The organism is Buttiauxella cochleicola (assembly GCF_021282405.1).
Classification (GTDB): Bacteria; Pseudomonadota; Gammaproteobacteria; order Enterobacterales; family Enterobacteriaceae; genus Buttiauxella; species Buttiauxella massiliensis.
This window is the reverse complement of the sequence record NZ_JAJSOU010000011.1, coordinates 38,197-51,459: the sequence shown is the minus strand read 5'-3', so window position 1 is coordinate 51,459 and position 13,263 is coordinate 38,197. Positions and strand designations below refer to the sequence as shown.

Sequence of the window (13,263 nt, the reverse complement as noted above, 5' to 3'; positions counted from 1 at the left end):
TTATCCCTCTTAACTGCGGTTACCGTATTTTTTACGCCAAAGCACAATCAACGAACCGATCAGACCAATTACCAGTAACACGACTGGTAGCAGCATCAGGCAGGACATCAATGCATCTTCATATTTCAGGAATACCGGCGTTTTACCGAGCAGATATCCTAGCGTGGTGAGGATTAGTACCCATAACAGGCCGCTCATCCAGTTGAAGAACTGGAAGCGCGCATTATTCAGACCAGATAAACCAGCAATAGTTGGTAACAGGGTACGAACAAAAGCAATGAAGCGACCAATCAGCAATGCCGATAAGCCATGTTTATGGAACAGGTTGTGCGCACGCTGATGATAATGCGCGGGAAGATGCGATAACCAGTTCTGCACGATTCGCGTGTTACCAAGCCAACGCCCCTGAATATAACTAAGCCAGCAGCCGAGGCTGGCCGCGGTGGTTAACAGTAAAACGGTTTCCGGAAAACCCATTGCCCCTTTGGCAATCAGCACACCGACCAAAACTAACAAACTATCGCCGGGCAGGAAGGCTGCTGGCAGCAAGCCGTTTTCAAGGAATAAAATCATGAACAAGACGAAATAAAGCATGCCAATCATTCCTGGATTGGCGAGCGTTTCAAAATCCTGGCTCCAGAGAGCGTTCAACAGTTGCGAGAGAAGTTCCATTCAGTGTTCCTGGCACATCGGTTAAGACCGCTGATCAAAGTCAGATAAGTAGAGTGCGGCTTTATTCTGTGTGGTTATGCTTGTGTAGTAGCCGCCTACAATCCACCGCTCGTTACCCAGGTTCGCCACAACTCCGTGTGAATGCGACCGGGCAGGTTGTTAGCAAAGCTAACACCGACAGTGAAATTGCATCTAATTGTAACAAAGCTCTGTCTAATGCGTCACAGTATTTGTGCTTTGTTGAGGATTGATTTTGATGAGTCGTAGGGGGGCTGGCGAGGGTATTTACAAACGCTGACACTATTGGTTGGTTTGCTTACCCTCGCGCGGGAAAATGACTATTTTTGACCGTTTGCGGCAGTATCGAGATGAATAACCGGGTTATCTGCAAATAAGTAGCGATCGGCATTGAATTCGAAATCATCGCTGGTTGCATCAAATAACATCTGTTTGGTGTTTTCCAGGTGCTGCCACATTGCCACTTTAGCAGCATGAGGATCTTTGCGAATCAGTGCTTTAAGAATTTGGTCATGATCTTCACACCAGTTATCAGCGGTGCGCTTATCAATATGCTCGTGAAGTTTTTTCCAGTATGGGTTATGGATGCGTTGGCTCCACATTTTTTCTACGATGGCTGCAAGGGCGCTATTTTGTGAAGCTAGAGCAACCTGAGTATGGAAATGAAGGTCCCATTCTGAATCCTGGAAATTGTGCTCATTACGCGCCATTTCCTGAATTTCCATCAGCTTGACGATATCTTGCTTAGTCACTTGAGTCGCCGCGAATTCCGCGATGTTACTTTCAATAAGCTGGCGAGCCTGTAACAGCTCAAACGGCCCGAAACTGGCAAATTCAAACTGGTCATCAGGCAGGTTAGAGTATTTAGCCTGGTTCGCAATAACATGGATTCCGGAGCCTTTACGCACTTCAACGTAGCCTTCCACTTCCAGCATAATAATCGCTTCACGAACCACAGTGCGGCTCACGTTCTTTTCTTCAGCAATAAAGCGCTCTGCCGGGAGTTTTTCCCCAACCAGATAAACACCGTTTTCGATGCGTTGTTTAAGTTCAGCGGCCAATTGCTGATAAAGACGACGTGGTTCCATAACTTCCATCTGTAGCTCCGGGAAAGGTCCTGCGGGTAACCTTATTTGTTATACCACTTTTCAAAGTTCGGCTCCACATTCTAGATACACAAAAGCCGCCCGTGGGCGGCTTTGTAAACAAATTTGAGACACCGATTATGCTATTGCTTGCTTCGGTTTTTGCGAGTCGTTCAACTCACTGATTGGTTTGTTTTGCAGCACTGTCCAGATAACGATAGCACCGAGGATATCGAATACTGCCAGTGCAGCGAACAGTGGGCTGAAGCCAAGTGTATCAGCCAGTGCGCCCACAACCAGAGCAAACAGGGTGCTCGCAGTCCAGGCTGCCATACCGGTCAAACCATTCGCCGTCGCCACTTCGTTACGACCGAACACGTCAGAAGACAGAGTGATCAGAGCGCCAGACAGTGACTGGTGAGCAAAGCCGCCAACACACAGCAGAGCGATTGCAACATACGGGCTAGTGAACAGGCCAATAGTCCCTGGAGCAATCATCAGAATCGCGCCCATGGTCACTACCAGTTTACGGGAAACAATCAGGTTCACACCGAATACGCGCTGGAAGAATGGTGGCAGGTAGCCGCCAACAATACATCCCAGGTCAGCAAACAGCATTGGCATCCAGGCAAACATCGCAATGTGTTTCAGGTCAAAACCATAAGCTTTAAACATGAACAGTGGGATCCAGGCGTTGAAAGTACCCCAGGCTGGTTCAGCAAGGAAACGTGGCAGAGCAATACCCCAGAACTGACGGTTCTGCAGGATTTTCCAGGCGCTCATTTTTTTGCTGTTGTCAGTCTGGTGATGCGCTTCCTGGCCACCGATGATGTATTCACGTTCTTCTTCAGACAGGCGTTTCTGGTCACGTGGGTGTTTGTAGAAAATCAACCAGCACATTGCCCATGCAAAGCTCAGGACACCGGAGATGATGAACGCCATCTGCCAGCTGTGCATCACAATCGCCCAAACCACTAATGGTGGAGCAATCATGCCGCCGATAGAGGAACCCACGTTGAAGTAACCCACGGCGATTGAACGCTCTTTAGCTGGGAACCATTCGCTACTGGCTTTCAGGCCAGCTGGAATCATGGCCGCTTCAGCAGCACCAACGGCACCACGAGCGATTGCCAGGCCACCCCAGCTTCCTGCAAGTGCAGTAGCACCACAGAAAATTGCCCATGCGACAGCAAAGAATGCGTAGCCCACTTTCGTACCCAGTACATCAAGCACATAACCTGCGACAGGCTGCATGATGGTGTAGCAAGCTGAGTAAGCCGCGATGATGTAGGAATATTGCTGAGTGGAAATATGCAGCTCTTCCATCAATGTTGGCGCAGCAGCAGCAATAGTGTTACGTGTCAGGTAACCCAGAATTGTACCCATGGTTACCAGGGCAATCATGTACCAGCGCAAGCCTTGAATCTTTCGCATTTCGAATTTCATCCCGTCTTATAAACAACCGCACATCATGCGGCCGTACGTCCGGCACTGCTGCCAGAGCGTTTGATCTATTAAGGGGTTCATATCCGGGGGTATCACCCGGTACGACCCGTACCTTGCCATATGTAAAAAACTGCCTGTGGCAATTCCGGTTTCCGTACCGTGATGCGCTGTTATTGATGTCAGCGTCTGAAGTAATTCCATTACGTCTGTATTGCGACGGCAGAAAGATAACTTGTCATACAGCTTTAAAAGTTGAGTGATATCACAAAAGTGTCGATCAGCTCACTCCAAGGGGGTAGGGGCTTTCAAGCCAGAACTGGCGCGGGATGCGGCTTTGTTTTAAACACAATATTAACAATAAAAGTGTGGTTTTTGTGACGAATACCACAAAAATCCACTCGGCCTCCAGAAATTGGTGTGATAACTTTATTTGCATTATGCGCAAGCATCGAACTGCTATGAACAGAGGAACCCTACAATGGCCCAGTTTATGACTGAAGATTTTCTGCTTGATACCGAATTTGCCCGCCGTTTGTATCATGAGTTTGCAGCCGACCAGCCTATTTTCGACTATCACTGCCACTTACAGCCACAGCAAGTCGCTGAAGATTACCGCTTCAAAAACCTGTATGACATCTGGTTAAAAGGTGATCACTACAAGTGGCGCGGCATGCGTGCTAACGGTGTGGAGGAGCGTCTGTGTACAGGTGATGCGTCTGACCGCGAGAAGTTCGATGCCTGGGCTGCAACTGTTCCGCACACTATCGGTAACCCGCTGTATCACTGGACTCACCTCGAACTGCGTCGTCCATTCGGTATCACAGGCAAACTGTTGTCTCCAACAACTGCTGATGAAATCTGGAACGAATGTAATGAGTTGCTGGCTCAGGACAACTTCTCTGCGCGCGGCATCATGAAGCAGATGAACGTGAAAATGGTCGGTACGACTGATGACCCAATTGACGATCTGCGTTTCCACCGCCAAATCGCGCTCGATGCGTTTGAAACCAAAGTGCTGCCAAGCTGGCGCCCGGATAAAGCCTTCAACATTGAACAAGCTACTTTTGCTGAATACATGGGCAAACTGGCTGAAGTGTCTGATACCGACATTCGTCGTTTCTCCGATCTGCAAACTGCACTGAACAAGCGTCTGGATCACTTTGCTGAACACGGTTGTAAAGTTTCCGACCACGCACTGGACGTTGTTCTGTTTGCAGAAGCAGATGAAGCGACTCTGGACGGCATTCTGGCTCGTCGTCTTTCCGGTGAAACCCCAAGCGAGCACGAAGTTGCACAGTTCAAAACTGCGGTTCTGGTTTGGCTGGCTGCGGAATATACCCGTCGCGGTTGGGTTCAGCAGTACCACATTGGTGCGCTGCGTAATAACAACCTGCGCCAGTTCAAACTGCTGGGACCTGATGTGGGCTTTGACTCCATCAACGACCGTCCAATGGCTGAAGAACTTTCTCGCCTGCTCAGCAAGCAAAACGAAAACAACGAACTGCCAAAAACAATTCTGTATTGCCTGAACCCACGCGATAACGAAGTGCTGGGCACCATGATTGGCAACTTCCAGGGCGAAGGTATGCCAGGAAAAATGCAGTTTGGTTCAGGTTGGTGGTTCAACGACCAGAAAGATGGCATGGAGCGTCAAATGACGCAGCTGGCGCAGCTGGGTCTGTTAAGCCGTTTCGTTGGCATGCTGACTGACAGCCGTAGCTTCCTGTCATACACCCGCCACGAATACTTCCGTCGCATCCTGTGCCAGATGATTGGCCGTTGGGTTGAAGCGGGCGAAGCTCCAGCTGATATCAAGCTGCTGGGCCAAATGGTGGAAAACATCTGCTTTAACAACGCCCGAGACTACTTTGGCATTGAACTGAACTAATCAGGCTCTGAGGTTGATATGCAATACATTAAGATCCATACGCAAGATAACGTCGCTGTTGCGTTAGTGGACCTGGCTGAAGGTGAAGTGGTTACCGTTGAAGGTGTAGAGGTGACTCTGCGCCAGCCGGTGCTTCGTGGCCATAAATTTGCGCTGGTTACCATTGCGCAAGGTGAGAACGTCGTTAAATACGGTTTACCAATTGGCCATGCTTTGGCGACGATTGAAGCCGGCGAGCACATTCACTCACACAATACGCGTACGAATCTGAACGATCTGGATGAGTATAGCTATCAACCTGATTTCCAGTCTCTGGCAAGCCAGGCTGCAGACCGCGATGTGAGCGTTTACCGTCGTGAAAACGGCTCAGTAGGCGTGCGTAATGAGTTGTGGATCCTGCCAACCGTGGGCTGTGTAAACGGCATCGCGCGTCAGATCCAGAACCGTTTCCTGAAACAGAACAACGACGCCGAAGATATCGACGGCGTGTTCCTGTTCAGCCATCCGTTCGGTTGTTCGCAGTTGGGTGAAGATCACGTTAACACCCGCACCATGCTGCAAAACATGGTGCATCACCCAAATGCGGGTGCGGTACTGGTGATTGGTCTCGGTTGTGAAAACAACCAGGTGAGCGCCTTCCGTGAAACGCTGGGTGAGTTCGATGAGTCCCGCGTGAAGTTTATGGTTTGCCAGCAGCAGGATGACGAAGTGGAAGCAGGGCTTGAGCAACTTCAGGCCCTGTACGAAGTGATGCGTAACGACAAGCGTGAACCAGGCAAAATCAGCGAGCTGAAGTTTGGCCTGGAGTGCGGCGGTTCAGACGGTTTGTCCGGTATTACGGCGAACCCAATGCTCGGTCGTTTCTCCGACTATATGGTGGCTAACGGCGGCACCACTGTGCTGACAGAAGTCCCGGAAATGTTTGGCGCAGAACGCATCCTGATGAGCCATTGCCGCGATGAAGCAACGTTTGAAAAAACCGTCACCATGGTGAACGACTTCAAACAGTACTTCATCGAACACAACCAGCCGATCTACGAGAACCCATCACCAGGGAACAAAGCTGGCGGTATCACCACGCTCGAAGAAAAATCCCTCGGCTGTACGCAAAAAGCCGGTGAGAGCGAGGTTGTCGATGTGCTGCGTTATGGCGAGCGCCTGAAAACGCCTGGCCTGAACTTGTTAAGTGCGCCTGGTAACGATGCGGTTGCCACCAGTGCATTGGCTGGTGCAGGTTGCCATATGGTGCTGTTCAGCACCGGTCGTGGCACACCATACGGCGGTTTTGTGCCAACAGTTAAAATCGCAACCAACAGTGAGCTGGCCACTAAAAAGCCACACTGGATTGATTTTGACGCAGGCAAACTGCTGCACGGCAGCGATATGAATACATTGTTGACCGAGTTTATCGACACTATTGTTGATATCGCTAACGGCAAGAAAACCTGCAACGAGCGTAATGATTTCCGCGAGTTGGCCATCTTTAAAAGTGGCGTCACGTTGTAAGTAGCGTTTCAAGTGCTACCATGAAACGGCATTTTGATATTCGAAATGCCGTTTTTTTTCGCCTCGTTTTTACTCACAAGGATTTGTCATGACCGCGTATTGGGTTGCCCAGGGCGTCGGGGTTCTCGCCTTTGTGGTTGGTATTACCACGTTCATTAACCGCGACGAGCGGCGCTTCAAGCTACAACTGGCGGGTTACAGCGCCATCATCGGTATTCACTTCTTCCTGATGGGTGCAAGCCCGGCGGGTATGAGCGCCGAACTTAACGCAATCCGTACCGTTATCTCCCTGCGTACCCGCAGCCTGTGGGTGATGAGCATTTTCATTGCCTTAACGCTGGGCCTGGGGCTGGCTAAATTTAACCATGCGATGGAGCTGCTACCGATTGCCGGAACCGTGGCTAGTACCTGGGCATTATTTCGCTGCAAAGGGCTGACCACTCGCTGCGTAATGTGGTGCTCCACGGCTTGTTGGGTGACACATAATTTCTGGCTAGGGTCGATTGGCGGAACGTTAATCGAAGGGAGTTTTCTGGTGATGAACGGCCTGAATATTATTCGCTTCTGGCGGATGCAAAGGCGGGGCATTGACCCGTTTAAGGTCGAAAAAGAGGTTCAACAACAAGAGGGATAACTCCCCGCCTCGAAGGGCAGGGAGCTTTGAGAATTAACCGCGTAACGGATTATTGTCTGCCAGACGTGCATCTTCGGCCTGGCAAGCCGCAGCTGTAAACAGCACGTCGGTAGAGGAGTTCAGTGCGGTTTCGCAAGAATCCTGCAACACGCCGATGATAAAGCCGACTGCGACGACCTGCATGGCAATCTCATTCGGAATACCGAACATGCCGCATGCCAGTGGGATAAGCAGCAAAGATCCCCCCGCCACACCAGACGCCCCGCAAGCACACAACGACGCCACAACACTCAGCAGCAGCGCGGTTGGTAAATCAACCGGCACACCCAGAGTATTCACCGCCGCCAGAGTCAGCACGGTAATGGTGATCGCCGCGCCAGCCATGTTGATGGTTGCGCCCAGTGGGATTGAAACGGAATAAGTATCGCGATCCAGATTCAGCTTCTCGCACAGCGCCATGTTCACCGGAATGTTGGCCGCAGAACTACGGGTAAAGAAGGCGGTCACGCCACTTTCACGCAGGCAGGCGAACACCAGCGGGTACGGGTTGCGACGAATCTTGATGAACACCAGCAGCGGGTTAATAACCAGCGCCACGCCGAACATACAGCCAACCAGCACCAGCAGCAGTTGCGCGTAGCTCCACAATGTCTCGAAGCCGGTAGTTGCCAGCGTTGATGCCACCAGGCCGAAGATACCAATCGGCGCAAAACGAATCACCACGCGCACGATGAACGTCACCGCGTCGGACACATCGTTAATCAGGTTTTTGGTGCTTTCGTTACCGTGGCGCAGAGCAAAGCCCAGACCAACAGCCCACACCAGAATCCCGATGTAGTTCGCTTTAAGCAATGCATCAATGGGGTTGGAAACCATGCTCATCAGCAGGCCGCGCAACACTTCTACAATGCCTGACGGCGGAGTGATATCAGTCGCACCAGTGACCAGGTGCAGCGTGGAAGGGAATGCAAAACTGACCACGACAGCAGTCAATGCAGCGGTGAACGTACCCAGAAGGTAGAGCACCAGAATCGGACGGATGCTGGTTTTCTGGCCGTGCTTATGATTGGCGATAGACGCCATCACCAGCATCAGAACCAGCACCGGTGCGACAGCTTTCAGTGCCCCAACGAATAATGTCCCGAGCAGACCGACAGCGATTGCTGCTGGTTTCGAAATTGCCGCTAGTGCGATACCGAGCACCAGTCCGATCAGAATTTGTTTGACCAGACTGCCCTGTGCCAGGCGTTGTAGTAAACCCGGAGATTGTATAGACATGAATAACCTTCCTGTGTTGTATGTCGTCCCATCCTGTGTCGGTACTCTGAGGTACTTTTTTGACCGGATGTAAAGAAATGTGTTTGCCTGGTCGAGTATAAGGAAATGTCGCAGGGTAGTAAGTAGTAATCACTGATTATTTCGGTACAGGCTAGATTTTATAACTAAATATTAACAAATATGTGACATTAGCAACACTTCATGCAGTTGGCGCTATAAAAAGAAAAACCCCGCCATAGACGGGGTTTGAAGGGTTTCGTAGGTCGGATAAGCGATAGCGCCATCTGACAAAAATCTTACTTCGCGAGCTTTTTCTGATCGTTACGGTAGTTCACGATAGCGTTAAGAATCAGAGTGAACGCCAGAATACCGCCCACCACGCCAAGCGAAATTGCGATTGGGATGTGGTAGAAATCGACAATCATCATCTTCACGCCGATAAACACCAGAATCACCGACAAACCGTACTTCAGCATGCTGAAGCGTTCTGCCACGCCTGCCAACAGGAAATACATCGCGCGCAGGCCGAGGATGGCAAACAGGTTCGACGTCAGCACGATGAACGGGTCGGTCGTCACAGCGAAAATAGCCGGGATACTGTCGACCGCGAAAATCACGTCGCTCAGTTCAACCAGAATCAGCACCAGCAGCAGCGGCGTTGCAAACAAAATACCGTTCTTACGAATAAAGAAGTGCTCGCCTTCGATTTTATCCGTCATGCGCAAGTGACTGCGGATCCAGCGCACCAGCGGTTTGTCACCAATGCCGCCTTCATCTTCTTTCGCCAGCGCCATTTTGATACCGGTGAACAGCAGGAACGCGCCGAATACGTACAGCAGCCACTCGAACTGAGAAATTAGCCAACTGCCCGCGAAGATCATAATGGTACGCAGCACAATCGCGCCCAGCACGCCGTAAACCAGCACACGGCGCTGCAAAGCCGCAGGCACGGCGAAGTAGCTGAACAGCATCAGCCAGACGAAGACGTTATCCACCGCCAGCGCTTTTTCAATCAGATAACCGGTAAGGAAGGCGAGAGCTTGCGTATCCGCCACTTCACGGCCTGCTGTCCCGGTGAGATACCACCAGAAGGCTGCGTTAAATAGCAGCGAAAGCGAAACCCAGACCAGGGACCAGACGGCCGCCTGCTTCATGGACATGGTGTGCGAGCCTTTACGCCCCTGAAGAAGGAGGTCGATAGCCAGCATGATGACGACCACGACGGCAAAACCGCCCCACAGTAATGGAGTGCCGACACTATTCATAAAAATTATTCCTATAAAAACAAAAACGGCCAACGTCGGAAGACGCCAGCCGCTAATGCTTGCAACAGGGATCTCGCCTTCCGGCAAGGTCTCACTTACAACACGGAATGGTTTTTTGTATAAAAAGCCATTCGTATTGCTCGGTAACCGGGTGCTTTCACACCGTAATGACGATTAACCGACAATGAAGTTACTCCCCTTTGCGGGTAACAAAATATTACGGATGCTACAATCCGTCAACATGCTGATACCCGGCTTTTACATACCTTTACGCCGGTTGCTGAGTAGAGACATCATCCGCCGGGAATTTCACGCCCGTTTGTGTGCGAATCTCCGTACTCAGTAATGCTGTGGAGCGTGAGGTGATCAACCCTGGATGGTTAACTTCGTTGTCATTGACCAGACGAGCAAAGACTTCGGCTTCATAAAGCATAGTATTAATATGCTGTGGCAGCGTCAGATCCTGTGGTTTGCCGCCGCGTGGAATAAAGGTAATGCGCTGGCATTCAGAAATCTTCTCGATAACTAACGAACCGGCTTCGCCCTGAATCTCGCTTGGAATGGTTGAATCGCTCACTTTTGAATGCAGCAGATTCACATCAAAATCACCGTAATTCATCTGTACCGAACCGTGCGCATCGACACCGCTTTCCAGCAGACTGGCCGTTGCGCGCACCGAATACGGCTCGCCCCACAGCGCCACCGCCGACGCCAGCGTGTAAAAACCGATATCCATAATCGAGCCGTTTGAGAACGCTGGATTAAAGGTATTTGGATTCTCACCATCGAGATAACGCTGATAGCGCGAGGAATACTGGCAATAGTTGAGCAGCACTTTGCGGATCTTGCCAACCTTCGGCAACGCCTGTTGCAGCGCGATAAAGTTCGGCAGACTGGCGGTTTTGAAGGCCTCGAACAGCACGACCTGATTTTCACGCGCGCAGGCAATCGCCGCTTCCACTTCACGCAAATTAGATGCCAGCGGCTTCTCGCAAATCACATGTTTTTTATGGCTGAGGAACAGTAACGTTTGCGGGGAGTGCAGGGAGTTCGGGCTTGCGATGTAAACCGCATCAATGGCATCACTCTTTGCCATCGCATTCAGATCGGTAAACAGATGTTCCACCGGATAGTCACTAGCAAAACTTTGTGCCTGTTCCAGCGAGCGGGAGTAGACCGCGGTGAGTTTATATTTGCCACTTTCGTGGGCAGCATCGACGAACTGACGGGTGATCCAGTTAGTTCCAATAACAGCGAGGCGTATCATAAACGGGTGCTATCTCCGAAGGCGGGGTGTGTTTGAAAGACTATCACGATGTATTGGGAAAACCAGTGTTGGGAGTTGCAGATTTTGTTGGCTTTTGGTTGTACTCATAAGCCTTTATTAAGGCTTATGAGTACAACCAACTGATGATGCGCTGTTTTTTTCAGCACTTAGAACGTAAATGGTAGAATGGGGCTTGCAAGGCGGTCTGTGACAGGTATAATCCCCAACGTTTTCCGCATACCTCTTCGTGCCGAAGTGGCGAAATCGGTAGACGCAGTTGATTCAAAATCAACCGTTGAAAGACGTGCCGGTTCGAGTCCGGCCTTCGGCACCATATGTATGTAAATAGACCTCAACTGAGGTCTTTTTTTATGCCTAAAATCCAGCATTTACCTACCTTTCTCGCTATATTAACTCTCTCAAGGTCAACCGACTTCAACGCACATCTACCAACAGATGTTGGTACAGATGATGGTATTTCCGGTTCGATAATGCTTGTACCAACAGGGAGGGGATAAGCATGGCTCTAACAGATATCAAAGTCAGAACAGCTAAACCAACGGATAAGCAATATAAGCTGACCGATGGCAACGGTATGCATCTTCTCGTCCACCCCAATGGTTCAAGATACTGGCGTCTGCAGTACCGCTTTGCCGGGAAGCAAAAGATGCTGGCTTTAGGCGTATATCCTGATGTGTCTCTTGCAGATGCCAGAGCGCGTCGTGATGATGCTCGTAAGCTTTTGGCAAACGGTATCGACCCGGGAGATAAAAAGAAAAATGATAAGGTTGAACAGGAAGAAGCACGCACTTTTGAGGAGCTTGCTGTTGAGTGGCACGCCACAAATAAAAAGTGGTCGGAAGAACATAGCCGACGAGTGTTAAAAAGCCTGGAGGACAACCTCTTTCCAACCATCGGTAAGCGTAATATTTCCGAGCTAAAAACTCGGGACCTGTTAGCTCCGATTAAAGCTGTAGAACAGTCGGGGCGACTTGAAGTGGCTTCCCGGCTACAACAGCGAACTACTGCAATTATGCGTTATGCCGTACAGAGCGGTTTGCTTGACTATAATCCTGCGCAGGAGATGGTGGGTGCCGTTGCTTCAAGTAACAGACAGCATCGAGCAGCTCTTGAACTGAAACGTATCCCCGAGCTTCTTCAACGAATTGACAGCTATACCGGTAGGCCTTTAACTCGCCTTGCCGTTGAGCTAACCCTCCTTGTCTTTATTCGTTCCAGTGAACTACGTTTTGCCCGTTGGTCAGAGATCGATTTCGAAACATCTATGTGGACAATTCCAGCCGAGCGAGAAGCTATCGAAGGAGTAAAGCACTCGCAGCGAGGCTCAAAAATGCGTACGCCTCATCTGGTACCGCTTTCCAGACAGGCTCTGTCGATTCTCGAGCAGATTAAGACTTTCAGTGGCGATCATGAACTGATCTTTATTGGCGATCACAATCCTCGCAAACCGATGAGTGAGAACACGGTGAACAAATCTTTGCGAGTGATGGGATATGACACACAGGTTGAAGTCTGTGGCCATGGTTTCAGGACAATGGCTTGTAGTTCGCTGATTGAATCGGGATTGTGGTCGAGGGATGCGGTGGAACGGCAGATGAGCCATATGGAGCGTAACTCTGTGCGTGCGGCGTATATTCATAAGGCCGAGCATCTGGACGAGCGCAGGCTAATGCTACAGTGGTGGGCTGATTATCTGGATGTGAATAGGGAGAAATGTATCAGTCCTTATGATTTTTCGAGATGATCTTTATAATCACAATCGGGATTAAAAGTATTAAGTCTATGATTAAAAGTTAAGCTCTTACTTGCATCAACCACAACACTTTTTTATAAACCAAGCATGCCGATGATACGGAGGTGCGTTATGAAAAGTTTCGATATGCAGATTGCTATGGGTATTGTTTCCAGGTCTACAGGAGGGTTTAGTTATGACACCTTGGCTAGGGCATTGATTTCAAATGAAAATATACAAAGCCCTCAAGATCTTCTTGATGAGTGTCGTAGTTTTTGTCTTTCTCTTGAGGAGAAAGGATTGCTGAGGAGATGCCCGAACTGTACGCATATCCAAGATGAATACTTCGAATACATTCCTCATTGACTATCTAACTCATCCCAGAAATTTTTCTGGGATGAGTTAGGCGTTTCTTGCCTCAAGGCCATTTCTGTGAGAGCTTTGTACGGGA

At 50.0% G+C, this 13,263-nt stretch carries 11 protein-coding genes and 1 tRNA gene; 6 read left to right on the top strand and 6 right to left on the bottom strand.

The genetic code is table 11. The features are described 5' to 3' along the window. Positions 1-9: 9 nt before the first annotated feature. From yqjA to LVQ79_RS15390, 3 genes are all read right to left on the bottom strand, one after another. Positions 10-672, bottom strand: coding sequence for a DedA family general envelope maintenance protein YqjA (gene yqjA, locus LVQ79_RS15400; protein WP_034461333.1), 663 nt, complete (start codon positions 670-672; stop codon positions 10-12). A 338-nt stretch (positions 673-1,010) separates the two neighbouring features. Next, positions 1,011-1,787: a transcriptional regulator ExuR gene (exuR, locus tag LVQ79_RS15395; RefSeq protein WP_232865617.1), complete on the bottom strand. Its 777-nt coding sequence runs from the start codon at positions 1,785-1,787 to the stop codon at positions 1,011-1,013. A gap of 126 nt (positions 1,788-1,913) precedes the next feature. Next, the gene (locus tag LVQ79_RS15390; protein ID WP_232865616.1) at positions 1,914-3,209 is read right to left on the bottom strand and encodes an MFS transporter; all 1,296 of its coding nucleotides are present in this window, start codon (positions 3,207-3,209) and stop codon (positions 1,914-1,916) included. A gap of 490 nt (positions 3,210-3,699) precedes the next feature. On the opposite strand from LVQ79_RS15390, the gene uxaC reads away from it, so the two are divergent. The 3 genes from uxaC to LVQ79_RS15375 all read left to right on the top strand — a co-directional run bounded on the left by uxaC (position 3,700) and on the right by LVQ79_RS15375 (position 7,249). Beyond that, entirely contained in the window at positions 3,700-5,109 is a 1,410-nt protein-coding gene (uxaC, locus tag LVQ79_RS15385; protein WP_232865615.1) for a glucuronate isomerase, read from the top strand. Positions 5,110-5,127: 18 nt separating this feature from the next. After that, on the top strand, positions 5,128-6,615 hold the full coding sequence (locus LVQ79_RS15380) for a UxaA family hydrolase (protein WP_232865614.1): 1,488 nt from the start codon (positions 5,128-5,130) through the stop codon (positions 6,613-6,615). 88 nt (positions 6,616-6,703) lie between these two features. Continuing rightward, positions 6,704-7,249 carry a YgjV family protein gene (locus LVQ79_RS15375; protein WP_064515943.1) on the top strand — a complete coding sequence of 182 codons (546 nt, stop codon included), beginning with the start codon at positions 6,704-6,706 and terminating at the stop codon, positions 7,247-7,249. A gap of 33 nt (positions 7,250-7,282) precedes the next feature. On the opposite strand, the gene sstT is transcribed toward LVQ79_RS15375, so the two are convergent. The 3 genes from sstT to LVQ79_RS15360 all read right to left on the bottom strand — a co-directional run bounded on the left by sstT (position 7,283) and on the right by LVQ79_RS15360 (position 11,059). Beyond that, positions 7,283-8,527 carry a serine/threonine transporter SstT gene (gene sstT, locus LVQ79_RS15370; RefSeq protein ID WP_232865613.1) on the bottom strand — a complete coding sequence of 415 codons (1,245 nt, stop codon included), beginning with the start codon at positions 8,525-8,527 and terminating at the stop codon, positions 7,283-7,285. Positions 8,528-8,823: 296 nt separating this feature from the next. Beyond that, positions 8,824-9,792 carry a TerC family protein gene (locus LVQ79_RS15365; RefSeq protein ID WP_232865612.1) on the bottom strand — a complete coding sequence of 323 codons (969 nt, stop codon included), beginning with the start codon at positions 9,790-9,792 and terminating at the stop codon, positions 8,824-8,826. A gap of 268 nt (positions 9,793-10,060) precedes the next feature. Further along, on the bottom strand, positions 10,061-11,059 hold the full coding sequence (locus LVQ79_RS15360; protein ID WP_232865611.1) for a Gfo/Idh/MocA family protein: 999 nt from the start codon (positions 11,057-11,059) through the stop codon (positions 10,061-10,063). A 249-nt stretch (positions 11,060-11,308) separates the two neighbouring features. Between LVQ79_RS15360 and LVQ79_RS15355 the strand changes: the two genes are divergently transcribed. The 3 genes from LVQ79_RS15355 to LVQ79_RS15345 all read left to right on the top strand — a co-directional run bounded on the left by LVQ79_RS15355 (position 11,309) and on the right by LVQ79_RS15345 (position 13,178). Next, positions 11,309-11,393: transfer RNA gene (locus tag LVQ79_RS15355), tRNA-Leu, on the top strand. A 186-nt stretch (positions 11,394-11,579) separates the two neighbouring features. After that, a complete protein-coding gene (locus LVQ79_RS15350; RefSeq protein ID WP_232865610.1) occupies positions 11,580-12,824 on the top strand; it encodes a tyrosine-type recombinase/integrase in 1,245 nt (414 codons plus the stop codon). 120 nt (positions 12,825-12,944) lie between these two features. Then, positions 12,945-13,178 carry a hypothetical protein gene (locus tag LVQ79_RS15345; protein ID WP_232865609.1) on the top strand — a complete coding sequence of 78 codons (234 nt, stop codon included), beginning with the start codon at positions 12,945-12,947 and terminating at the stop codon, positions 13,176-13,178. Positions 13,179-13,263: the final 85 nt, after the last annotated feature.

Bases quoted from the DNA above. Each gene is read 5' to 3' on its own strand.
- yqjA (WP_034461333.1), bottom strand. From the start codon at position 672: ATGGAACTTCTCTCGCAACTGTTGAACGCTCTCTGGAGCCAGGATTTT.
- exuR (WP_232865617.1), bottom strand. From the start codon at position 1,787: ATGGAAGTTATGGAACCACGTCGTCTTTATCAGCAATTGGCCGCTGAA.
- LVQ79_RS15390 (WP_232865616.1), bottom strand. From the start codon at position 3,209: ATGCGAAAGATTCAAGGCTTGCGCTGGTACATGATTGCCCTGGTAACC.
- uxaC (WP_232865615.1), top strand. From the start codon at position 3,700: ATGGCCCAGTTTATGACTGAAGATTTTCTGCTTGATACCGAATTTGCC.
- LVQ79_RS15380 (WP_232865614.1), top strand. From the start codon at position 5,128: ATGCAATACATTAAGATCCATACGCAAGATAACGTCGCTGTTGCGTTA.
- LVQ79_RS15375 (WP_064515943.1), top strand. From the start codon at position 6,704: ATGACCGCGTATTGGGTTGCCCAGGGCGTCGGGGTTCTCGCCTTTGTG.
- sstT (WP_232865613.1), bottom strand. From the start codon at position 8,527: ATGTCTATACAATCTCCGGGTTTACTACAACGCCTGGCACAGGGCAGT.
- LVQ79_RS15365 (WP_232865612.1), bottom strand. From the start codon at position 9,792: ATGAATAGTGTCGGCACTCCATTACTGTGGGGCGGTTTTGCCGTCGTG.
- LVQ79_RS15360 (WP_232865611.1), bottom strand. From the start codon at position 11,059: ATGATACGCCTCGCTGTTATTGGAACTAACTGGATCACCCGTCAGTTC.
- LVQ79_RS15350 (WP_232865610.1), top strand. From the start codon at position 11,580: ATGGCTCTAACAGATATCAAAGTCAGAACAGCTAAACCAACGGATAAG.
- LVQ79_RS15345 (WP_232865609.1), top strand. From the start codon at position 12,945: ATGAAAAGTTTCGATATGCAGATTGCTATGGGTATTGTTTCCAGGTCT.